Annotated in this window: 18 protein-coding genes; 10 read left to right on the forward strand and 8 right to left on the reverse strand. The window is 33.2% G+C overall.

Annotated elements, in window-relative coordinates:
- The first annotated feature begins 33 nt into the window (after positions 1–33).
- The 8 genes from K5V07_RS08070 (at position 34) to K5V07_RS08105 (ending at position 11,109) form a co-directional block, all read left to right on the forward strand.
- A complete protein-coding gene (locus K5V07_RS08070; protein WP_221917057.1) occupies positions 34–1,080 on the forward strand; it encodes a pesticidal protein Cry7Aa in 1,047 nt (348 codons plus the stop codon).
- The gene (locus K5V07_RS08075; RefSeq protein WP_221917058.1) at positions 1,070–3,436 is read left to right on the forward strand and encodes a glycosyltransferase; all 2,367 of its coding nucleotides are present in this window, start codon (positions 1,070–1,072) and stop codon (positions 3,434–3,436) included. Before K5V07_RS08070 ends, K5V07_RS08075 begins: the two co-directional genes overlap by 11 nt.
- Before the next feature lie 59 nt (positions 3,437–3,495).
- Positions 3,496–4,497 carry a 2-hydroxyacid dehydrogenase gene (locus tag K5V07_RS08080; protein WP_221917059.1) on the forward strand — a complete coding sequence of 334 codons (1,002 nt, stop codon included), beginning with the start codon at positions 3,496–3,498 and terminating at the stop codon, positions 4,495–4,497.
- A 116-nt stretch (positions 4,498–4,613) separates the two neighbouring features.
- Positions 4,614–5,273: a BON domain-containing protein gene (locus K5V07_RS08085; protein WP_221917060.1), complete on the forward strand. Its 660-nt coding sequence runs from the start codon at positions 4,614–4,616 to the stop codon at positions 5,271–5,273.
- Positions 5,274–5,300: 27 nt separating this feature from the next.
- The gene (locus tag K5V07_RS08090) at positions 5,301–5,465 is read left to right on the forward strand and encodes a hypothetical protein (protein ID WP_221917061.1); all 165 of its coding nucleotides are present in this window, start codon (positions 5,301–5,303) and stop codon (positions 5,463–5,465) included.
- A 198-nt stretch (positions 5,466–5,663) separates the two neighbouring features.
- Entirely contained in the window at positions 5,664–5,954 is a 291-nt protein-coding gene (locus K5V07_RS08095) for a heavy metal-binding domain-containing protein (protein ID WP_221917062.1), read from the forward strand.
- Between the two features lie 74 nt (positions 5,955–6,028).
- Positions 6,029–8,566 (forward strand): heavy metal translocating P-type ATPase, encoded by a 2,538-nt coding sequence (locus tag K5V07_RS08100; RefSeq protein ID WP_221917063.1) that lies wholly within the window; start codon positions 6,029–6,031, stop codon positions 8,564–8,566.
- 44 nt (positions 8,567–8,610) lie between these two features.
- Entirely contained in the window at positions 8,611–11,109 is a 2,499-nt protein-coding gene (locus K5V07_RS08105) for a cation-translocating P-type ATPase (protein WP_221917064.1), read from the forward strand.
- Positions 11,110–11,303: 194 nt separating this feature from the next.
- Here the strand turns inward: K5V07_RS08105 and K5V07_RS08110 are convergent, their stop codons facing one another.
- From K5V07_RS08110 to K5V07_RS08125, 4 genes are all read right to left on the reverse strand, one after another.
- Positions 11,304–12,323: a carboxypeptidase-like regulatory domain-containing protein gene (locus K5V07_RS08110; RefSeq protein WP_221917065.1), complete on the reverse strand. Its 1,020-nt coding sequence runs from the start codon at positions 12,321–12,323 to the stop codon at positions 11,304–11,306.
- Positions 12,324–12,330: 7 nt separating this feature from the next.
- On the reverse strand, positions 12,331–12,951 hold the full coding sequence (locus K5V07_RS08115) for an L-threonylcarbamoyladenylate synthase (protein ID WP_086453380.1): 621 nt from the start codon (positions 12,949–12,951) through the stop codon (positions 12,331–12,333).
- Between the two features lie 65 nt (positions 12,952–13,016).
- Positions 13,017–15,353, reverse strand: coding sequence for an ATP-dependent helicase (locus K5V07_RS08120; RefSeq protein WP_221917066.1), 2,337 nt, complete (start codon positions 15,351–15,353; stop codon positions 13,017–13,019).
- A gap of 116 nt (positions 15,354–15,469) precedes the next feature.
- The gene (locus K5V07_RS08125; protein WP_221917067.1) at positions 15,470–16,237 is read right to left on the reverse strand and encodes a TSUP family transporter; all 768 of its coding nucleotides are present in this window, start codon (positions 16,235–16,237) and stop codon (positions 15,470–15,472) included.
- Positions 16,238–16,368: 131 nt separating this feature from the next.
- Here K5V07_RS08125 and K5V07_RS08130 point away from each other — a divergent pair, with 131 nt between their 5' ends.
- Complete coding sequence (locus K5V07_RS08130) at positions 16,369–16,884, forward strand: hypothetical protein (RefSeq protein WP_176330691.1); 516 nt, start codon at positions 16,369–16,371, stop codon at positions 16,882–16,884.
- A gap of 23 nt (positions 16,885–16,907) precedes the next feature.
- Here the strand turns inward: K5V07_RS08130 and K5V07_RS08135 are convergent, their stop codons facing one another.
- Positions 16,908–18,974, reverse strand: a complete 2,067-nt coding sequence (locus K5V07_RS08135; RefSeq protein WP_221917068.1) for a M1 family metallopeptidase — start codon at positions 18,972–18,974, stop codon at positions 16,908–16,910.
- Between the two features lie 91 nt (positions 18,975–19,065).
- Between K5V07_RS08135 and K5V07_RS08140 the strand changes: the two genes are divergently transcribed.
- Entirely contained in the window at positions 19,066–19,809 is a 744-nt protein-coding gene (locus tag K5V07_RS08140; RefSeq protein WP_182651026.1) for a diphthine--ammonia ligase, read from the forward strand.
- A gap of 18 nt (positions 19,810–19,827) precedes the next feature.
- Here the strand turns inward: K5V07_RS08140 and K5V07_RS08145 are convergent, their stop codons facing one another.
- From K5V07_RS08145 to K5V07_RS08155, 3 genes are all read right to left on the reverse strand, one after another.
- Positions 19,828–21,045, reverse strand: coding sequence for an ATP-binding protein (locus K5V07_RS08145; protein WP_221917069.1), 1,218 nt, complete (start codon positions 21,043–21,045; stop codon positions 19,828–19,830).
- A 209-nt stretch (positions 21,046–21,254) separates the two neighbouring features.
- Entirely contained in the window at positions 21,255–21,680 is a 426-nt protein-coding gene (locus tag K5V07_RS08150; protein ID WP_221917070.1) for a hypothetical protein, read from the reverse strand.
- Between the two features lie 111 nt (positions 21,681–21,791).
- A complete protein-coding gene (locus K5V07_RS08155; RefSeq protein WP_182651022.1) occupies positions 21,792–22,355 on the reverse strand; it encodes a DUF1697 domain-containing protein in 564 nt (187 codons plus the stop codon).
- Positions 22,356–22,401: the final 46 nt, after the last annotated feature.

Consider the following 22,401-nt stretch of genomic DNA (forward strand, 5'->3'; position numbering starts at 1 on the left):
CAACAGTCAATCTTCACTTCAATTATAAAACAAATGATACAAGTCAAAAAAGAAGGGGTATTATTAGCCAAAACGTTAATTCCATTTGAAGATGAGGGTGTACTAAATCCAGCTGCCATAAGAGATGGCAATTTTGTACATATGTTTTATCGTGCAGTAAGCCGAGGCAATCATTCCAGCATTGGGTATTGTAAACTTGAAGGGCCTTTAGTAGTAAAAAATAGAGACACGGAGTCACTGCTATCGCCTGAATTTGACTACGAATGTCAAGGCATGGAAGATCCTAGGATTGTAAAAATAGAAGACACATACTACTTAACTTATACTGCCTATGATGGTATAAACGCGTTAGGATGTCTTGCTATTTCTAAAGATTTAATTCATTTTGAAAAAAAAGGAATTATAGTTCCACAAATTAGCTATGCTGCATTTGATCAACTGGCAGAGCAAAGTAGTCCTATTAATAAAAAATATTTTCGTTACAACGAACACATTGGTGTTTTAGAATCTGATTTGGAAAAATCACTGATTTGGGATAAAAATGTTATTTTTTTTCCAAGAAAAATTAAAGGGAAATTTCACTTCATGCATCGAATAAAACCTGATATTCAAATAGTTGTAGGCGTTGAAAATTTAAAAGATTTGACCGAAGCCTTCTATCAAGATTATCTAAGTAATTTTAATGATCATGTGCTGCTTAGTTCAAAACATGATCATGAAATTAGTTATGTAGGTGGTGGCTGTCCTCCCATAGAAACAGATCAAGGATGGCTAATCATTTACCACGGTGTCAAAGATGGTCTTTACGGATATATATATTCGGCATGTGCCGCTTTACTAGATTTGGAGGATCCAAGAAAAGAAATCGCTCGCTTACCTTATCCCCTATTTAAACCCGAATTAGATTGGGAACTAAAAGGCGAAGTAAATAACGTTTGTTTCCCAACGGGAGCTGTAGTATTCGATGACACTTTATACATTTATTATGGTGCTGCAGACGAGAGAATTGCTACTACTTCTGTTTCCGTTTCGGCATTAATCAAAGAATTATTACTTTACAATAAACAAGATGATAAATAAACTAAGATCAAATCGAAACAAAACATTTCCAGCTCAAAATGGTACATCTTATAATTTGAATAAAACTCAAATTCAAGAAAAAGAAAGCCTGCCCGAAATTTTATTCATTACTACTTATCCACCCCGTGAATGTGGTATAGCTACGTATTCACAGGATTTAATTTTAGCGTTAAACAACAAATTCCAGAATACCTTCAACATTAAAATTGCAGCCTTGGAATTGCAAAATAATAAGTATGCTTATGATGATGAGGTAACTTATGTTTTAGAAACGGACAATAGATATTCTTATGATGCTCTTGCACAAAATATCAATAGTAATAAGTATATAGCTCTTGCATTAATACAACATGAATTTGGTTTGTTCAAAACGAATGAAGCAGATTTTATCCTTTTTTTAAAAGCAATAAATAAACCCATAATTATTGTTTTTCATACCGTACTACCCAATACAAGTGAAATATTAAAAGAAAACATAGCCGAAATGAATGCGCTTGTAGATTCATTTATAGTTATGACAAATGCTTCGGCAAAATTATTGGAAAACGATTACGGTATTTTAAAAAACAAGATTACCGTCATTCCACACGGAACTCATTTAGTAAAACATACGGATAAGGAAGCTTTAAAAGAAAAATACAACCTATCAAAAAGAAGAGTGATTTCAACTTTTGGATTATTGAGTTCTGGAAAATCAATAGAAACTACATTAGATGCCATGCCCTTAATTGTTGTTGAAAATCCAGATATTCTTTTTCTTATAATTGGGAAAACGCATCCATCAGTTGTTAAGGAAGAAGGTGAAATATACCGCGATAGTTTAGAGCAAAAAATCGAAATATTAGGGCTAAAAGAGCATGTAAAATTCATCAATGCTTATTTACCGCTTGAGCAATTACTGGATTATTTGCAACTTACGGATATTTATCTTTTTACCTCAAAAGATCCAAATCAAGCGGTGAGCGGAACATTTTCTTATGCTATAAGTTGTGGTTGTCCCGTAATTTCTACCCCTATTCCCCATGCTTCTGAATTATTAAAAAATGGAGGCGGAATAATTATTGACTTCGAAAATTCAGAGCAATTGCAAAAACAAGTTTTAAATTTATTAAACAATCCACAGTTATGTAAGGAAATCTCCAATAAAGGCATTCATAAAATGGCGCCAACAGCTTGGGAAAACGCTGCAATTGCACATGCCTTGTTGTTAAATAGTGTAATGGATCGAAAATCTAAATTAAAGTACAAAACTCCCGCAATCAATTTAGAACACTTTAAAAGTTTGACCACGCCTTTTGCAATGATACAGTTCTCCATTATCAACAAGCCCGATTTAAATAGCGGCTACACTCTAGATGATAATGCAAGAGCATTAGTAGCCATGTGTCAGCATTTTGAATTGACAAATGATGAGAAAGATTTGGCCTATATCACTCAATATTATCAGTTTATCCAGTTTTGTCAACAAAAAGACGGTTCCTTTTTGAATTATGTAAACGAAAATAAAAAGTTTACAGATCAGAATAGTGAAAATCTAGAAGACTCTAACGGAAGAGCAATTTGGGCGCTAGGATTTCTAGCTTCTATGCATGATTTATTACCAGAATCATTAATCACCCAAGCCAAAAAAACAATGCAAGCTGCCTTAGAATCAGCTACCAGCATGCATTCAACAAGGGCAATGGCATTTACTATAAAAGGAATTTATTACAGCAATAAAAAAGAAATGAATTTTGAAAATAAGGCGCTCATAAAACTATTAGCGAACCGATTAGTTCAAATGTACAGACATGAATCTAAAGCAAATTGGCATTGGTTTGAGAGCTATATGACCTATGGAAACAGCATTCTTCCCGAAGCCATACTTTGTGCTTACCTTGCTACCGGCGACATGATTTACAAAGAAATAGCCAAGACTTCCTTTGATTTTTTATTATCAAAAACAATAACTGAAAATTCTATCAAAGTCATTTCGAATAAAGGATGGTTACACTATAACAAAGCCGTTACAAAAGAAGTAATTGGCGGAGAACAACCTATTGATGTTGCCTATACCATCTTGGCTCTAGCTAAATTTTACGATACTTTTAAAAATACTGCCTATCTACAAAAAATGGAAACAGCTTTTAGTTGGTTTCTGGGTAACAATCATCTCCAAAAAATAATTTACAATCCGTGCACAGGTGGTTGTTATGATGGTTTAGAAGAAGACTACATCAACCTCAATCAAGGAGCAGAATCTACGGTGAGTTATCTAATGGCAAGACTAACAATACAAAAATGCAGAGCAGAAATAGAATACAATAAGACTAAAACAGTTTTCACTGACAATAGAAACTTACAGCTTGTAAATTAAAAATTGAATTATAAACAACAAATAATCAACTAAATAAAATTAAAAATAGTCCTCAAAAAATGAAAATAGCCATCTTCAGTACAAAATATTACGAACGTGAATATCTTGATAAATTTAATGTTGAAGGTAAACACCAACTCACCTATTTTGAAACTCCGCTAAATGCAGAAACAGTTTCCGTTGTAAAAGGTTTTGATGCAGTAAGCATTCAATTGACTGATAAACTAGATGCTAATGTAATTGACCAACTTGCAAAAGCAAACATAAAACTGATTGACTTGCGAACGGCTGGCTATGATAATGTAGATTTAGAGGCTGCTGCAAAGCATAACATAAAAGTGATGCGCGTACCCGCTTATTCGCCTCAAGCCATTGCAGAACACGCAACCGCATTAATCTTAACACTCGACAGAAAAACACATAAAGCTTACAATAGAGTTCGGGAAAATAATTTTTCGCTTCAAAATTTAATGGGTTTTAATCTGTTTGAAAAAACGGTTGGTGTTGTTGGAACCGGAAAAATTGGAACTGCTTTTTGTCAAATAATGCTTGGATTTGGTTGCAAAGTTATCGCAAATGATATTTTACCATCTAAATCACTGATTGAAAAAGGAGTCAAATATGTTTCTTTTGAAAAATTATTAGAACAATCTGATATTATCTCAATTCATTGTCCCTTAACTCCAAAAACTAGACATCTTTTTAATAATGTGACTTTTTCAAAAATAAAAAAAGGAACTATGATCATTAATACAAGTCGAGGAGCCATTATCAATACCAAGGATGCAATCAAAGCGCTAAAAAATGCTCAAATTGGATATTTAGGAATCGATGTGTATGAAGGCGAAGAAAACCTTTTCTTTAAAGACTTATCAGATAAAATTATAAAAGACGACCAAATCGAAAGACTAATGTCTTTTAATAATGTTTTAATTACGCCACACCAATCTTTCTTTACTAAAGAAGCTTTAGACGAAATTGCTAGGGTAACAATCAGTAATTTCAATTCATTTGAAGATAAGGTAAAGACAGAAAATGAAGTAGTTTTCGCCATTCCATAACTACTGACCAACTCCAATTAAAGTAACAAAAATCATTTTTTTTGATGCTCTGGGTCATTTTAAGATCTATATGAAAACTAAAGCTTTACATACATTATAAACTAAATAATTTCAAAATGAAAAGCAACGAAGAACTGCAAAAAAATGTTGTGGATGCAATCAATTGGGAACCCCTATTGCAAGCCGCAGAAATTGGGGTAATGACTAATAGAGGCGTGGTTACTCTAACCGGATCAGTAAATACTTATGCTAAAAAAAACGAAGCTGAACAAGCTGCTAAAAACGTAGCTGGAGTAGCAACAGTACTCGAAGATATCAAAGTGGTTTGCGGTACCGATGAAAGTAGACCCGATACTGAAATTAAGAATGTAATTGAGAATATTTTTATGTGGCATTGGGATATTCCAACCGAAAAAATTAAAGTCCTTGTTGAAAATGGATGGGTATTTTTGAGTGGCCAACTCGAATGGAATTATCAAAAAGAAGCAACTAAAAATGCACTTAATAACCTCATCGGAATTACAGGAATTACAAATAATATCAAAATAATTTCCTCATCAAAAGACACCATTAAAAAAAAAGATATTGAAATTGCCATTGAGCGCAACTGCGCGATAAAAAACAAAGATATCCGTGTTTATGTAGTTGATAATGTTGTTACTTTAATTGGACACGTAGATTCTTGTTATCAGAAAAATGAAGCTAGTAGAATTGCATGGAATGCTCCAGGTGTTACGCAAGTACAAAATGATTTATATATTGAATTTGACGACTAATTTTTAGATTTAAAAAATGCTCAAAAAATGGAAAAAACTATTGAATTACTAGAGCAAACTTTTGAAGAAATACTAAATGAATTGTCAATAATACTAGTTGATATTCCTATTATAAACACCAAGACCCAAAACCACCAAAGCCGATTAAAAAAAAGTATAACTAAAACTCACCAAGATTTACAGCTAGTTTAAACAGTTATTCCTTCCTACTTAAAATATAAAATATGCTACAACTATAAATACTAGTTTATCAATCCCAAAATCAGTAAATTAGTATTATTTATTGCAATAAAATAAATCAATTATGCACGACCTTCATTAAATTCTAAACAAAAGGTATTTGTATCGCTTAACATGGTCTAACTATTTATGAATTAAAATCTAAAAAAAATGAAAAAAATACTCTTTTCAGCCATAGTAATGGCAACCGTATTGGTATCTTGTAATAAAAAAAATACTGAAACTAGAACAGATCATTCCCTCATGATGAACAATGATAGTACCATGATGGACAATGACAGTACAATAATGAACAATAAAACTAAAATGATGGGGAATCAAGAAAATAGGTATGCCTGCTCAATGCATCCCGAAGTACAAGGAAAAATGAATGACAAATGCTCAAAATGTGGTATGAAATTAACAGAGCCTGTTCCTGAAAAAACAGAGGAAAGTAAATAATTCAACATTACAAAACTGAATTGAACTTAGTAAGTCATTACAAGTTTAATTTATCGTATTTATTGAAATAAAAAATGATACACACTTACAACATTACCGGAATGACTTGTGATGGTTGTCGCACCAAAGTCGAAAAAATATTGAATGCTATGGATGGCGTTGAAGCAAAAGTTTCATTACATCCACCAATAGCTACTATTACTATGGTAAAGCACATTCCTACAACACAGTTTCAAGAAGCTTTAGCTGCTGATGGAAAATATAATATAGAAATGATTAACGGTGAAATACCTCAACTGGTAATAACCAATGAAACTACTTCAAAATCTTGTTGCTCTACTCATACCCATAGCGATAAAAAAGAAATTAAAGTGCCAGTTACTATTAATGGCAAATATTATTGTCCGATGCATTGTGAGGGCGAAAAAGTATATGATAAAGCAGGCGATTGTCCTGTATGTGGAATGGATTTAGTCAAAGGACCAGACTTGACTGTTAGTAAAGCCTCATATACTTGTCCAATGCATCCCGAAGTTATTAGCGAAACGCCAGGCGCTTGCCCTATTTGCGGAATGGATTTAGTACCAATGAATCCAAGTGATACCGAAGACCAAAAGACCTATAAAGATTTGGTTAAAAAAATGAAAATAGCAGTCGTATTTACTGTTCCTATTTTCGTGATTTCAATGTTAGAAATGCTACATAACAATCCATTATTAGAATTAATGGAGGCCTCAAAATGGAATTGGGTACAACTACTTTTATCGCTTCCTGTTGTTTTTTATGCCTGTTGGATGTTTTTTGAGCGTGCTTGGAAATCGATAATTACTTGGAACTTGAATATGTTCACCTTAGTCGGAATTGGGTCTGGTGTTGCTTTTCTGTTTAGTTTGGTTGGATTGTTTTTTCCAAATATTTTTCCGGCTGAATTTAAAACACACAACGGATCCGTTTCACTTTATTTTGAAGCGACAACGGTCATATTAACGTTGGTTTTATTGGGGCAATTACTCGAAGCCAGAGCGCACAGTCAAACAAGCGGTGCCATCAAAGAATTATTAAAACTCGCACCAACAGAAGCTACTTTGGTTATCGATGGAAGCGATAAAGTAATCTCAATTCACGATATCAAAAAAGGCGATTTATTGCGGGTAAAACCTGGAGAAAAAATTCCTGTGGATGGAAAAATCACTGATGGCGAAAGCAGTATTAATGAATCCATGATTACGGGCGAGCCCATTCCTGTTGACAAAAAGAAAGGCGATAATGTAATTTCTGGAACGATAAACGGCAACAAATCATTTGTCATGATGGCTGAAAAAGTAGGTTCAGAAACCTTGCTTTCACAAATCGTTCAAATGGTAAATGATGCTTCTAGATCAAGAGCGCCAATTCAAAAATTAGCCGATAAGATTGCTAAATATTTTGTACATACTGTAGTTATTATTTCGGCTATAACCTTTTTCATTTGGGCAAAATTTGGTCCTGAACCATCATTAGTTTATGGTTTTATAAATGCCATAGCGGTATTAATTATCGCCTGTCCTTGCGCTTTAGGCTTGGCAACACCTATGTCAATTATGGTTGGCGTGGGGAAAGGGGCACAATCAGGAGTTTTAATAAAGAATGCTGAGGCCTTAGAGAATATGAATAAGGTTAATGTGCTAATAACCGATAAAACTGGAACAATAACGGAAGGAAAACCATCGGTAGAAAAGGTTTATTCGTCAAATAATGACGAAAATGATCTTTTACAAAACATCGCTTCATTAAATCAATACAGTGAACATCCTTTGGCGCAAGCCGTTGTAAATTATGCTAAAACAAAATCTATTTCTTTAATTGAAGTTAAAGATTTTGAAGCCATTGCAGGAAAAGGAGTTATAGGAACAGTAACCAATAAAAAGATCGCATTAGGCAATAAAAAACTAATGGAACAAGTAAAAGCTGCAGTTTCAGATGATTTAGAAAACAAAATTAGTACCGAACAAAAACTTGGAAAAACAGTTTCTTATATTGCTGTAGATGGCGTTGCTGTTGGTTTTGTATCCATTACCGATGCTATAAAAACATCTAGCGCAGCAGCCATAAAAGAATTAATTCGTCAAGGTATAGCAGTAATTATGCTTACTGGAGACAATGTGAATACTGCCAAAGCTGTTGCGGATGAAATGAATTTAACTTCTTACAAAGCAGGTTGCTTACCCGAAGATAAACTCAAAGAAATAAAACGATTACAAGCAGAAGGCAATATTGTAGCTATGGCAGGAGATGGTATCAATGATGCACCTGCATTGGCGCAAGCTGACATTGGAATCGCAATGGGGACAGGAACCGATGTAGCCATAGAAAGTGCCAAGATAACTTTAGTAAAAGGCGATTTACAAGGCATCGTAAAAGCCAAAAATTTAAGCCATGCCGTTATGAGAAATAGTAAGCAAAACCTATTTTTTGCCTTTTTCTATAACGTGCTAGGTGTACCAATCGCAGCAGGAGTTTTATATCCATTTTTTGGAATTTTGCTTTCGCCAATGATAGCTGCCCTAGCAATGAGTTTTAGCTCAGTTTCGGTAATAGGAAATGCACTGCGATTGCGGAATTTGAAACTTTAAACCTAGATATTAAACTAAAATCCTCAATATTATCAAACATTCCTATGAATTCTAATACCTTTAATATTAATGGCTTAACAGATGCGCAAGTAGTTGAAGCAAGAGAAAAATACGGTCAGAATAAAACGGTCTATAAAAAAACCAATATATTTTTAAATGGCTTAATTCAGATTGTAAAAGATCCTATGACCATTTTATTGTTGGTAGCATCAACCATTTATTTCATTAGCGGAAAAACTTCGGATGGTATTTTTTTAGCTTCAGCAATTATTTTGATAGCTACAATTTCATCTTATCAAAAAGCAAGAAGTCATAACGCTTTAGAAAAATTAAAAGATTTTACAAAACCCAAATGCAAAGTCATTAGAAATAGTGAAGTTATCGAAATAAAGACCGAAGAATTAGTAATAGGTGACAGTTTATTAATTGAAGAAGGAAATGCAATTGCAGCTGATGGAATCATTGAATCCTCAAATGATTTTTCTGTAAATGAATCTATCCTCACTGGAGAATCTATGTCGGTTACCAAAGACAAATCGACCAAAGATAACGCTGTTTATCACGGTACAACCGTAGCAAGCGGACTAGCAATTGCAACCATTACTGCTATTGGCGCCGAAACTAAATTAGGGAAAATAGGTAAAAGCCTAGAAGAAATTCAAGAAGAGAAAACGCCCTTAGAAGTTCAAATTGGCAATTTTGTAAAAAAAATGGCTATTGCAGGAGCCGTAATTTTTGTGATTGTTTGGATAATAAATTTTTTAAATTCTCATAATATATTAGACAGCTTGCTCAAAGCATTAACACTTGCTATGAGTGTTTTACCCGAAGAAATTCCTATTGCATTTACCACTTTTATGGCTCTTGGTGCTTGGCGAATGATGGAAAATGGAATTATCGTTAAACAAATGAAGACTGTAGAAACTTTAGGAAGCGCTACAGTAATTTGCATTGACAAAACAGGAACGATTACCGAAAATAAAATGAGTCTCGCTAAAATATTTACACTCAAATCTCAAAAAATTACAGCTATTGGAAATAAATTATCCAATGAAGAAAAAGAATTAATTACCACCTCCATGTGGGCAAGTGAACCCGTTCCTTTTGATCCCATGGAAACAGCCTTGCACGAAATCTATTCTAAAGTTATTGAAAATGACCAAAGGCCCGATTTTAAAATGATTCATGAATATCCATTATCTGGAAAACCTCCTATGATGACACATATTTTCGAAAATAAAACCGGAGAAATGATTATTGCTGCCAAAGGTGCTTCAGAAGCTATAATGGCCATTTCAAAACTTTCGAATGAAGAAAAAGCTGCAATCTTAAACGCAATAAAGGAATTATCAGCTGAAGGATATCGAATTTTAGGAGTTGGAAAAGCAATTTTTGAAGAAAAAAATTATCCCAAAACCCAACAAGAATTTCAATTTGAATTCTATGGACTTGTAGCTTTTTATGATCCGCCAAAGAAAAACATCCATCTGGTGTTGCAACATTTTTATAAAGCAGGAATTAAAGTAAAAATCATCACTGGAGACAATGCCGAAACCACTTCATCAATAGCCAAACAAATAGGATTTATAGGCTATGAGAAAAGTATTTCTGGTGACGAATTAATGCAATTATCCGATAAAGAATTCAAAAAACAAGTTTCAGAAATCAATTTATTTACTAGAATGTTTCCGGAGGCAAAACTAAAAATCATAAATGCACTAAAATCGAATTCAGAAATTGTGGCCATGACTGGAGATGGTGTCAACGATGGCCCTGCACTAAAAGCTGCTCATATAGGTATTGCAATGGGAAAAAAAGGCACCGAAATTGCTAAACAAGCCGCATCACTTATTTTAATCAATGATGATTTATCAAAAATGGTAGATGCTATCGCAATGGGTAGAAAAATCTTTTCAAATTTAAAAAAAGCAATACAATTTATCATATCCATACATATTCCCATTATACTTACCGTATTTATCCCTTTGGCATTAGGATGGATTTATCCCAATATTTTTTCACCCATTCACATTATATTTTTAGAATTAGTTATGGGACCAACTTGCTCCATAGTCTATGAAAATGAACCTATGGAAAAGAATACAATGACGCAAAAACCAAGACCATTTACCACTACTTTTTTTAGCTGGAAAGAACTTTCTACAAGTATACTTCAGGGTTTAATTATTACAATAGGAACTTTATCTGTTTATCAATTTTCAGTATACAATGGGTTTAATGAAAACATCACACGAACAATGGTTTTCGTGGTATTAGTGACTTCAAATGTATTTTTAACTCTAATAAACCGTTCTTTTTACTATTCTATTTTGACTACTTTAAAATATAAAAACAATTTGGTTTTCATAATTACAGGAATTACCATAGCTATTACGGGATTGTTGCTTTATCTAAAACCACTCACCAATTTTTTTCAATTTGAACATCTTACCGTGAAACAAGTATTGATAGCCACTGGAGTTGGTGCAGTTTCTGTATTATGGTATGAGTTGGTTAAACTGTGGAAGCGTAATACTAAATAGATTCAATATTAAGCTGAACTAATCTAATTTAAAAAAAAGAAAACCATTTTTCACTTTTGTTTTGATATAACCTATTCGATTTATATCTATTAGGAAATATGTAATAGTTCAAGACCACTATGCATTTTATAGAAAAAAAAGCTCTAAAACTTAGTCTTACAATTCCCTTTTGATTGAAACTATTTTATTTAGATTCAATTAATTCCATAATCCATAGGAAGCATATCTCCTACTTTTTGTTCACTCATAGAACCAGAAAAATAAATTTTGTCTGAGTGGGAATTGTTTCCTAGTTTGTCTACAAAAAAAGTATCCGTTTCAAAAATTATTTTAGATTGATCCCCTTTTCGTAATAAATCAAATTCAGCTAAAATTTTCACAATAGCAGGTTGATATTTATTGGTAGTAACCGTAATCTTCTTAAAATCAAGAGTATCTTTAACAGCAAAAAAAGCCGCGGGATTTACTTCCCAACTCTTTCTAAACAATCTAAAACCATCATTTTTCCAGTTATTAGCTGCTACACTTCTAAAAAAATGCAAACGAGAACCATCGTAAACAGCATTTCTTTTTTTCTTAATTTTAGCAAGATTGGATATACTTTCAAATCGAGTAAGACCGGCATAGTAACAATTTCTGACCGCTTTAGGCATAGTTGTCCATGGATATAATTTGCAATCAAATTTGACAAGTTGGTAGTTTATCTTATATCCTAGAGAATTATTAATAATTCGCAAAGGATTATCAGCAAAAGCTTCTAGAACTTTTGTCTTGGCATCATATGCAAAATAAATATCTTCTTCGTTTTCAATAACGGTACTTTTTCCATGTTTTGTAGTTCCTAAAAATTGCTTTTTAAAAACCTCCATCTTTTGTGCTCTTGGAAAACCATCACGCTGTACCACCACTTCACGGAGTACATTAACAGACATATTAAGTTTTATGTTTAAGAATTCATTTGGTTTAAAATTAGTGATATACTCTGGATTATATCCTAAACAGTTTACAACTAAAATACTATTTAATTTAGCACCAAAATTAAGGGTGAAATTTCCGTTTTTATCTGTAAGAGTACCTATTGTTGTTCCATCAAAATAGACATTTACAGCTTCAATAGGTTTTGATTTTTCATCTACAACTTTACCAGAAATAGATTGTGCAACAGTATTTTGCACTAAAAACAAAACTAAAATTACCCTTAAAAATGTCATCATAAACTCTTTATAAAATATTTAAATCACCTTTCCCTTCTCTAATCACAACTGGTTCATCTCCAGACAAATCTATTATACTAGATCCTACATTATCTCCGTACCCCCCATCAATAACAAGGTCTACAAGGTTTTGCCATTTCTCAAATATTAATTCAGGATCAGTTGTATATTCAATTACATCATCCTCATCCCTTATTGAGGTAGAGACTATTGGATTCCCTAGTTGTTTTACTATTTCAAGAACTATACTGTTGTTTGGAACCCTGATCCCTACTGTAGTTTTCTTTTTAAACTCTTTTGGTAAATTATTATTACCGGGCAAAATAAAAGTATACGGTCCAGGAAGTGCTCTCTTTAAAATCTTGAATGTGGGTGTATCTATCTGCTTTACATAATCTGATAGGTTGCTTAAATCATGACAAATAAAAGAGAAGTTTGCTTTGTCAAGTTTGATTCCTTTGATTTTTGCAATACGTTCAAGAGCCTTGGTGTTAGTAATATCGCAACCCAAACCATACACTGTATCTGTGGGATAAATAACTAGCCCTCCATCACGAAGTGTTTTTACCACTTTTGCTATTGCAGCTTCGTTTGGATTATTTTCGTATATTTTAATAAATTGAGCCATTTTTTATATGTTAAGTTGCTTTAATTTAGACTTTCTAATAACCTTTGCAGGTTTATTTTTAAATCTTATTCGATGATATTAAGTTTGGCAAAGCGTAATAGTAATTTTTTTATACCTCCAACTTCAAATTTGATTTCGGCTTTTTTATCAGCTCCTACTCCTTCCAAATTTAAAACTTCGCCTTTGCCAAAACGTTCGTGCATCACTATTTTACCAGCCATGAGACCCGATTCAAGCATTCCTGTATTAGTTGATGGCGCGTTACTATTTAAAGGTTTTAATTTTCGAATTGTAATCTCCTGATTACGTTCTGGTTCACTATATTTTTTTACGGGTGGAACTCCATTTGAGGGTTTTGCAAGACGTAATTTAGATTTATCAATATCCCCAAAGATATCACTATCAATCATGGGTTTGTATCTATAATTATTTTCTGGAGGTGTCATGTATTCCAGATATTGACTGTCAATTTCTTCAATAAATCGAGACGGTTCACTATCTGTTAATTTACCCCAGCGGTATCTAGATTGAGAGTAGGTTAAATACGCTTGATGCTCAGCCCTAGTGAGCGCTACGTAAAACAAACGACGTTCTTCTTCAAGTTCGCTTCGGGTACTCATACTCATGGCACTTGGAAACAAATCTTCTTCCATTCCCACCACAAAAACATGAGGAAATTCTAATCCTTTTGCCAAGTGAATTGTCATAAGTGCCACACGATCTTCGTCACTGGTATCTTTGTCTAAATCTGTTGCTAAGGCTACATCCTCCATGAACTCCGCTAGAGATCCTCTGGCGCCATCAACCTCAACTTGGCCTTCGGTAAAGTCCTTGATACCGTTTAACAATTCTTCAATATTTTGAATCTTAGCCATTCCCTCAGGAGTAGCATCTTTCTTAAGTTCTTGAATTAAACCTGTTTTCTTGGCTACGTGTTCGGCAAGATAAAAGGCATCCTGATTTTCATTAATGGCCTGAAAACTCTGAACCATGGTTACAAAATCCAATAGTTTTTGTTTGGTTCCCGAATTTAATTTTAAATCAATTCGTTCAATATTTTGCATTACCTCAAAAATAGAACGCTTGTAATGATTTGCAGCAATGGTTAGCTTTTCAATAGTTGTATTTCCTATTCCTCTTGCAGGATAATTAATCACACGCATCAAGGCTTCTTCGTCCTTAGGATTAATAACTAGTCTAAGATAGCACAAAACATCTTTTACCTCTTTCCTTTGGTAAAAAGATAAGCCTCCATAAATACGATAAGGAATGTCTCTTTTTCTCAAAGCATCTTCCATAGCACGAGATTGCGCATTGGTTCTGTATAAAATAGCAAATGCCCCATTAGTAAGTTGTTGCTGCATTTTTTGTTCCCAAATAGTACTTGCCACAAAGCGCCCTTCTTCATTATCTGTTAAGCTTCTATGAACTTTTATTTTGGGTCCAAAATCATTTGCGGTCCAAACGATCTTATCTAGCTTTACCTTATTTTTATCGATTATGGTATTTGCGGCTTCAACAATATTTTTTGTGGAACGGTAATTTTGCTCTAGTCTAAAAGTTTTTACACCCTCGTAATCCTTTTGGAAATTAAGAATGTTATTGATGTTTGCACCTCGAAAAGCATAAATACTTTGAGCATCATCTCCCACAACGCAAATATTTTGAAATTTATCTGATAAAGCTCTTACAATTAAATATTGAGAGTGATTCGTATCTTGGTACTCATCAACAAGTATGTATCTAAAACGGTTTTGGTACTTGGCTAATACTTCTGGGAATCGTGTAAGCAACTCGTTAGTTTTTAATAACAAATCATCAAAATCCATAGCACCTGCTTTAAAGCAGCGGTCTACATAATTTTGATAAATTTCGCCCATTCTAGGTTTTTTAGACATAGCATCGGCTTCCTGTAATTCCGGATTGTTAAAGTAGGCTTTAACCGTTATTAAACTATTTTTAAAATTAGAAATACGACCTAAAACCTGTTTGGGTTTGTACACATCTCTATCCAGCTGCATTTCTTTAATAATTCCCGAAATTGCTCTTAGAGAATCCTGCGAATCGTAAATAGTAAAGTTAGATGGGTATCCTAAATGCTCAGCCTCTGACCTTAAAATACGGGCAAAAACCGAGTGAAAAGTACCCATCCATAAGTTTTTGGCCTCACCAGCTCCTACAATATCTGAGATTCTTTTTTTCATCTCACGAGCTGCTTTATTGGTAAATGTTAGAGAAAGGATGCTAAATGCGTCAATTCCTTGATGCATGAGGTAAGCAATTCTTATGGTCAACACCCTAGTTTTTCCTGAGCCTGCACCAGCAATAATGATCATGGGACCATCTTTTTGTAAAACAGGTTCACGTTGGGCTTCATTAAGTTGATCTATATAATTCTGCATGGATAATTGTATATTTTGTAAAGCAAAAATAACGAATTTGAACGAAGTTTTAGATGTAAATACGACAACATTTGCATTTGTATATTTGAATCTAAATGCTTTGAATTACTTGCTTTTCATTTCCAAAAAACATCATAAGCAAAACGGATTAATGTACCCACTACGACAATCAAAAAGAAGATCCTAATAAAGGAATTCCCCTTGTTTATAGCAACTTTTGCACCAAGCCAGCCTCCTAAAGCATTGCATACAGCCATGGGCAAAGCTATAGCCCAAATAATTTTTCCTTTTACGATAAACAAACAAATAGAGCCAAAATTTGTTGCTAAATTGACCATTTTAGCATTGGCGGAAGCATGCAAAAAATCAAAACCCATGATAACTATAAAGGCAACAACCAAAAAACTTCCCGTTCCAGGCCCAATAAAACCATCATACATCCCTATCACAAAACTTATTCCTATTGCATTCGCAATTTGGGTTCTTGTGGATTGATTTTTCTCAATATGTTGGCCAAAATTCTTTTTTGCAAAAGTATACACTACTAGCAATGACAAAACAACTAAGAGCACTGGTTTCATAAAATCATTGCTTACATACGTGAGCATGGTAGATCCTAAAAAGGCAGAAGGAAATGCTAATACCATCATTACAGCGAGTAATTTCCAGTTTAAAGTTACTTTTTTTAAATATTGATAGGCCGCAAAAGACGTTCCGCTAAAAGCTGGAACTTTTAGGGTACCAATAACCGTTGAAACGGGCAAGCTTGGTAATAGAATAAGTCCCATAGGAGTTTGGATAAGACCACCTCCTCCTACTACTGCGTCAATAAAACCGGCCGCGAATGCTGCTAAACATAATAATGGTAAAATATATGAATCCATTGAGTTGTATTATTATTTTCTAAAGAATTGTATGCAAAAATAAGATTCCATTTGCAGTTATTCGTTTAAACAGGGGTTGATTTATGATTAAAAAAGTATATTTTTGTTGCAAAAAATTAGAAAATAGAAACATGACAAAAATTCTTGAAATACTGGCTTATACATTACCCTCATTGATTACTGGAGGTGTTGCTTATTCTATTTTTATATCTTATTTCAAAGATCAACAAAATACCCGAAGATGGTTGATTCAAAAAGAAAATCAAAAACTAGCTTTTCCGCAAAGAATTCAAGCATACGAGCGCATGGTGTTATTTCTAGAGCGTATCAATCCCACTAAAATGTTGTTGAGAGTTGCTCCTATTTCTCAAGAAAAAAGTGACTATGAAAACTTGATTATCTCGCAAATTGAACAAGAGTTTGAACATAATTTAACCCAACAATTGTATCTATCCGATGCTTCTTGGACTATTATTTTGACTGCAAAGAACAGTACGATTCAAATGATTCGCAAAGTAAGTAGAACCGAAGATATTGTAAATGCTGACGCCATGCGAGAAAAAATCTTAAATGATTTACTAGACAAACAATCTCCAAGTAATGCTGCGCTGGCTTACCTAAAAAACGAAGTAAGTGAGTTGTGGTAACCAATTAGTTTCAACTTCATAAACTATTCATTCAATAACCGTTGCAATTGTAACCTTTCTTGTTCTAAAAGAGTGGGTTGCAAGGTTTGAAAAACAGTTCTTATTTCAGAATTTTTTAGCAATTTTCGGATTGTTTCTCGACCAAATTTAGAAAACTGCCAAGCATGATGAGTGGTTGCATTTACTAGACTTCGTAACACTTCATCACTCAAAATTTGATTCAGTAAAAGCTGTTCTAATGCATTCTGCCTCAAGCTTGCTTCGTAAATTGGAGCCGTGTAGGATATCAATTCCTTTTGTAAATTATCTTGATCCAAAGCATAGCTTGGTGTTGCCAGCGCCATTGAAAGCCATACAATTCGAAGGTTTAAATCTTTAAAACCAATCCAGTTTTTGGATACATCCAAATAGCGTGTTCGATGATTCGGGAAATTATTCCATAAAGTGGTCAATGCAATTTCTTGCGTTTCATAAGATGCATCTAAAAGCAAGGTTTCATATTGCAATCTAAAATTTTCTGGAATTGTAGTGACCATAACTGCCAGCAATTGTCGTAAAGATGTATTATTAGAGTTTAAAGCCAATTGATAGAGTTTAAGTTTATCGCTCCAACTTTCTTTTTGAATCTGACTTAAAACTGCTTCTTTGACTTTAAAATAAACATCCGATTGCATTACTTTTTCTAAGTACTGTCTCTTTTCTTGAAATGGTGTATTCTTTAGTTTGTTCACTTCAAAAAGCTGTTGAATAGATTTATTTTTCAGCAATAATTCATTAGCTTCTAATGTATTAAAAGCTGTAGTTTCTAGCCATAGTTTACTAAATTTTTCAGTATCAAATTTTGAAACTTTTGCAATTTCATCAAAAAAATCTTGTGTATTTACGTTTTGAAATGCGTTCTTTTGGAGATAGTTTTTAATCACTTTCTTGAAATTTTTGTATCCTAAAGTTTCATGCACTACAAAAAGCGCCCACGCTCCTTTTTGGTAAAAAGTGAGAGAACTTGCTTTGGGATTTAAAACCGGAATGGTATCAGTTCTAGATGCAAATTTTAATTGCTGCGCTGTTTCATACAAGGCATGATAAAAATGATCCTCTCCATAAATGTTACGTTCCGCTAATAATGCGAAATAGGTTGCAAATCCCTCTTGCAACCAGTGATGTGTACCTGTTTCTGCCGTAATCAAGTTTCCAAACCATTGGTGCGCTAATTCATGTGCATTTACATTCAGGTAACTGCGGTCTTTAAACCCTATAGCATCCACAACATGGCGCGTATTAAAAAGAGTTGCACTCGTATTCTCCATTCCAGCATAAAGAAAATCTTTAACCGGCGCTTGTCTATAAACATGCCAAGGATAATTAAAACCTATTTCTTTTTCTAAAAAATTAAATATTTTTTGGGTATGCATGTAGGTTGTTTCATAAAGGAGGCTGTCTTTTTCATCTAGATATAGTTCTAGAGGAACACCTGACTTTGAACGCTGCGTTTGTTTTCTAAATTTACCAATGGCTAACATCAACAAATACGAACTCATGGGTTTTTCCATCCGATATTCCCATTTTTTTGTTTCACCTTGATTGGATTGTTTTTTTAATACCCCATTCGACAAAACTTCATACTTTTTATCAAAAATAATATCCAAATTGAACACCACTTTTTCATTTACATCATCAAAACTTGGAAACCAATTACTTGTATACTTTCCTTGCCCTTGAGTCCATATCTGTAAATCATCTGTAGCTTTCGAACCTATGAAATAAATGGCTTGTTTGGGTTTTGCCTGATAATCAAAAGTCAAGTTGTTTTTGCCTTTAACAAATGGAAAAACAATTTGCATTTCTTTACGAGTATTTATAAATGGAACCGGTTTATCATTTAATTTCACATTAAAAAACTCCATATTTTGAGCGTCAATTTTTATGGTGTCAATTGAATTTAACACTTTAAATTCAAATTCTACTGTACCCTCTACAATTTTTGAAGTATCATTTATTGTAACTTTGCCCAAAGCAGTTATAAAATCAACGTGATTTGATTGCTGTGCCATGGCAACTGTTGAAAATAATAAAAATAGAACTTTTTTCATTGCTTAATAATCCTTTAAAATTCAAAGTTACAAAGGTTTTCTGTATGAAATTCGTTTATATTTCGTCAAAACTTTTGTATTACTAAATCGTATGAAAAACAAAGCCCTTTTTAACTGGAGCAGCGGCAAAGACTCTGCACTAGCATTATACAAGACCCTACAAGACCCTACTCTTGAAATCATAACACTACTTACAAGTGTAAACCAGTTATACCAGCGCGTATCCATGCATGGAGTGCGTGTAGATTTACTAGAACTTCAGGCTAAAAGCATTGGATTACCGCTTGAAATCATGCAAATTCCAGAAATGCCTACCATGGAAATTTATGATAACATCATGAAAGAAACCCTAAAAAATTGCAAAGTACAAGGCATTACACATTCTATTTTTGGGGATATATTTTTAGAAGATTTACGCAAATACCGTGAAGATAAACTTGCCGAAGTTGAAATAAAAGGTTTGTTTCCGCTATGGAAAACGCCAACTCAAGACTTAATTCAGGAGTTCATTTCATTGGGATTTAAAACCATTGTTGTTTGTGTAAACGAACGGTTTTTAGACAAAAGTTTTGTAGGAAGAACTATAGATCAAGATTTTTTGGATGATTTGCCAAGCGATGTAGATGTTTGTGGAGAAAACGGAGAGTTTCATACTTTTACCTATGATGGACCAATATTCTCTACACCTATACTATTCGAAAAAGGAGAAATTGTCTATAGAAAATATGAAAAACCAGCAACAAACGAGTCCTCTAATACAGCTTGTGATACTAGTGATGAAAGCGTGTATGACTTTGGGTTTTGGTATTGCGATTTAATTCCGGTTAGCCTCTAAAACTGTAGTCATAAAATATTACTTTTTTTCGGCTTTCGCCAAAGTAAAATCAAACGTAGCACCAAGTCCTATTTCCGAATTTACTGTAATATCTCCTCCCATATTTTCGATTATTTTTTTAACAGTAGCCAATCCTATCCCGTGACCTTTTTCTCCAAAACGATCTTTATCTATAGCGACTTCAAAGATTTCGAAAATTACTTCTTGATGTTCCTTTTCAATACCAGCACCATTATCTGATACGGTAATTTTGTAATAATCAACCTCTTCAGAAATGAAAATATTTATACTTGTTTGTTCTTTATCACTGTATTTAATAGCATTTGAAATTAAATTGATTAAAATTTGCTCAAATGCTGTTTTATTAGTTTCTACAAATTGCAACTCCGATTGTATTACAATACTGCAATTATAATTAAAAGAAAAGAGATCAACAAGTTCCTTTTCAAGTTTAGAAATGGATACTTTGGTGTAGTTTTCATGGGACAATTTGTTTGATTTACTATACAGCAACAAACTCTCTATCATTTCTCTTAATTTTAAAGAGGAACTTTTAATCAATTGAATGATTTCGATGCCTTCTTCATCAATATTGTCATTGTAATTTTCGATTAAAAAATCTGTAAGACCCGATATATTAGCCAATGGAGATTTTAAATCATGGGCTGCCGTATATGCAAATTGTTCTAACTCAATATTCTTATTTTCTAGTGAATGAAGCGCTCCTTCTAATTTAATTTTATTAACTCTTAATTCTAGTAGTTTCATTGTCTGTTGAGACAAGGCTTCTAACGATTTAATTTGTGCTGGCGACAAAGAATTAGGTTTATGATCAATTACACAAATAGTCCCTAATGGAAAACCTTCATCATTTACCAGAGAAACGCCTGCATAAAAAACAACTTTCATATCACCCGTAACCAAGGGATTATTAAGAAAGCGGTTGTCCAAGCGAGCATCTGGAATAATGAAAACAGTATTAGGCTCTTGAATTGCATGCGTGCAAAAAGAATATTCTCTAGGATTTTGAGTTAGATTATTAATTCCTACAGTTGATTTGAACCAATGTCTTGTTTCATCAACAAAACCAAGTAAAGCTACAGGTGTACCACAAATTTGCGAAGCCAAAAACGTTAAATTATCATATTCCTCTTCCTGCAAAGTATCTAAAATCGAATACGATTCAAGTGTTTGTAAACGCTCGTATTCATGTTTGTATGCATCTGTCTTTATCATGGTTCGTTTTTGAGGTTAAACCAAAACATTTAAGTATTCTAAGTAAATAGTAAGTAAATTATTTCAAAGAATATTTACCTGTTTTAGCATACTTCAAAGGTAAACTATTCCATTTTTAAAGGATTTACAATGGAAAAAAATTATAAAAAATTTAGTAGTTTAGAAACTCCATTGAACACTTAAAACACAAAAAATAACATTTAGTAAAATTACTTCTTGTATTCTAAACCAGGTCCATCACAGTTTTTCCAAGTACTTGAAAGGGTATTTTCATCTGAAAAATAGAAAATCTCTTGCAAATTTCCCATGCAACTGCCTATGAGTTCCGTTTTCTTTGTATGAGTAAGAATTAAGTATTCGCCATCAGTTTCTTTTTTAAAAGAAAATGTACCTGATACTGTTGTGCTTTTTGCGTTATCTACCCGAGTTTTAGTAAAAGTACTGTCCTTGTCAAAAGTATACGATTCTTGCCAAGACATTGCTTCACCAGTTGTAACAGAATTCGGTCTTGATCCAAACATGGAAACCAAGTTCCATTTCCCATAAATATCTTCTTTAGAACCATTGCCTTCTTGCTCTTTGATACAAGAGTGAAATGAAATACTGAGAATTACTAATGCTATTAATTTTTTCATGAATTTCAATTTAAAAGTTGTTTAAAGATACAAAATTCGCAATTAGGTTTATTCTTTTTTAGGTACTTAAAAAAACGAAATTTGATGAACTACAAAAAAATAATTTTTAGCTTATAGCAAGTCATTTCCCATTCGCTCCTTATAAATTTGCAGCAAATTAGTAACGGTGTTCCAATTTCGAATTGTTGCAATAACATTTAATTTTTTTTCAATATATTTTTGATCTAACCTCGTTTTACCAGCTCCAACAGCATATTTTATAAAAATTTTATTTCCGTCAATACTGGCTTCATCTGGCTTAAATTGACTAATTTTAAGATCATTCATACTATTTCCCTGCAAAGTTGTAGACAAAAATGCAACGTATAACTTTTTAGTATCAATTTCTTTCTCTTTTAAATAGGGATTTTCCTGAAAACATCTTTCTAAATCTCCTTGCGTAACAACCACAACTGGAACTTCATGTCCAAAAACTTTAAAAATTTCTTGTTTTATTTTAAATCCTACCGCGGCGCCACTTTGCTCATCCGTATCCACAAAAACATTACCAGATTGAATGTATGTTTGTACATTATGAAAACCTATTGCTTCTAAAGCTGATTTTAGCGCTTCCATTTTAATCATACTGTGACCAGATACGTTGATGCCACGAAGTAATGCGAGATGAGTTGTCATTTTTTATTTTTTTTCAAGAGTTTTGAGTAGTTTTATTAGATTATGA

Source organism: Flavobacterium sp. CHNK8 (assembly GCF_019774515.1).
GTDB lineage: Bacteria > Bacteroidota > Bacteroidia > Flavobacteriales > Flavobacteriaceae > Flavobacterium > Flavobacterium tiangeerense.

Coding starts and splice junctions, on each gene's coding strand:
- K5V07_RS08115 (WP_086453380.1), bottom strand. CDS start 12,951: ATGGCTCAATTTATTAAAATATACGAAAATAATCCAAACGAAGCTGCA.
- K5V07_RS08110 (WP_221917065.1), bottom strand. CDS start 12,323: ATGATGACATTTTTAAGGGTAATTTTAGTTTTGTTTTTAGTGCAAAAT.
- K5V07_RS08075 (WP_221917058.1), top strand. CDS start 1,070: ATGATAAATAAACTAAGATCAAATCGAAACAAAACATTTCCAGCTCAA.
- K5V07_RS08095 (WP_221917062.1), top strand. CDS start 5,664: ATGAAAAAAATACTCTTTTCAGCCATAGTAATGGCAACCGTATTGGTA.
- K5V07_RS08070 (WP_221917057.1), top strand. CDS start 34: ATGATACAAGTCAAAAAAGAAGGGGTATTATTAGCCAAAACGTTAATT.
- K5V07_RS08150 (WP_221917070.1), bottom strand. CDS start 21,680: ATGAAAAAATTAATAGCATTAGTAATTCTCAGTATTTCATTTCACTCT.
- K5V07_RS08130 (WP_176330691.1), top strand. CDS start 16,369: ATGACAAAAATTCTTGAAATACTGGCTTATACATTACCCTCATTGATT.
- K5V07_RS08155 (WP_182651022.1), bottom strand. CDS start 22,355: ATGACAACTCATCTCGCATTACTTCGTGGCATCAACGTATCTGGTCAC.
- K5V07_RS08105 (WP_221917064.1), top strand. CDS start 8,611: ATGAATTCTAATACCTTTAATATTAATGGCTTAACAGATGCGCAAGTA.
- K5V07_RS08120 (WP_221917066.1), bottom strand. CDS start 15,353: ATGCAGAATTATATAGATCAACTTAATGAAGCCCAACGTGAACCTGTT.
- K5V07_RS08085 (WP_221917060.1), top strand. CDS start 4,614: ATGAAAAGCAACGAAGAACTGCAAAAAAATGTTGTGGATGCAATCAAT.
- K5V07_RS08125 (WP_221917067.1), bottom strand. CDS start 16,237: ATGGATTCATATATTTTACCATTATTATGTTTAGCAGCATTCGCGGCC.
- K5V07_RS08100 (WP_221917063.1), top strand. CDS start 6,029: ATGATACACACTTACAACATTACCGGAATGACTTGTGATGGTTGTCGC.
- K5V07_RS08135 (WP_221917068.1), bottom strand. CDS start 18,974: ATGAAAAAAGTTCTATTTTTATTATTTTCAACAGTTGCCATGGCACAG.
- K5V07_RS08090 (WP_221917061.1), top strand. CDS start 5,301: ATGGAAAAAACTATTGAATTACTAGAGCAAACTTTTGAAGAAATACTA.
- K5V07_RS08080 (WP_221917059.1), top strand. CDS start 3,496: ATGAAAATAGCCATCTTCAGTACAAAATATTACGAACGTGAATATCTT.
- K5V07_RS08140 (WP_182651026.1), top strand. CDS start 19,066: ATGAAAAACAAAGCCCTTTTTAACTGGAGCAGCGGCAAAGACTCTGCA.
- K5V07_RS08145 (WP_221917069.1), bottom strand. CDS start 21,045: ATGATAAAGACAGATGCATACAAACATGAATACGAGCGTTTACAAACA.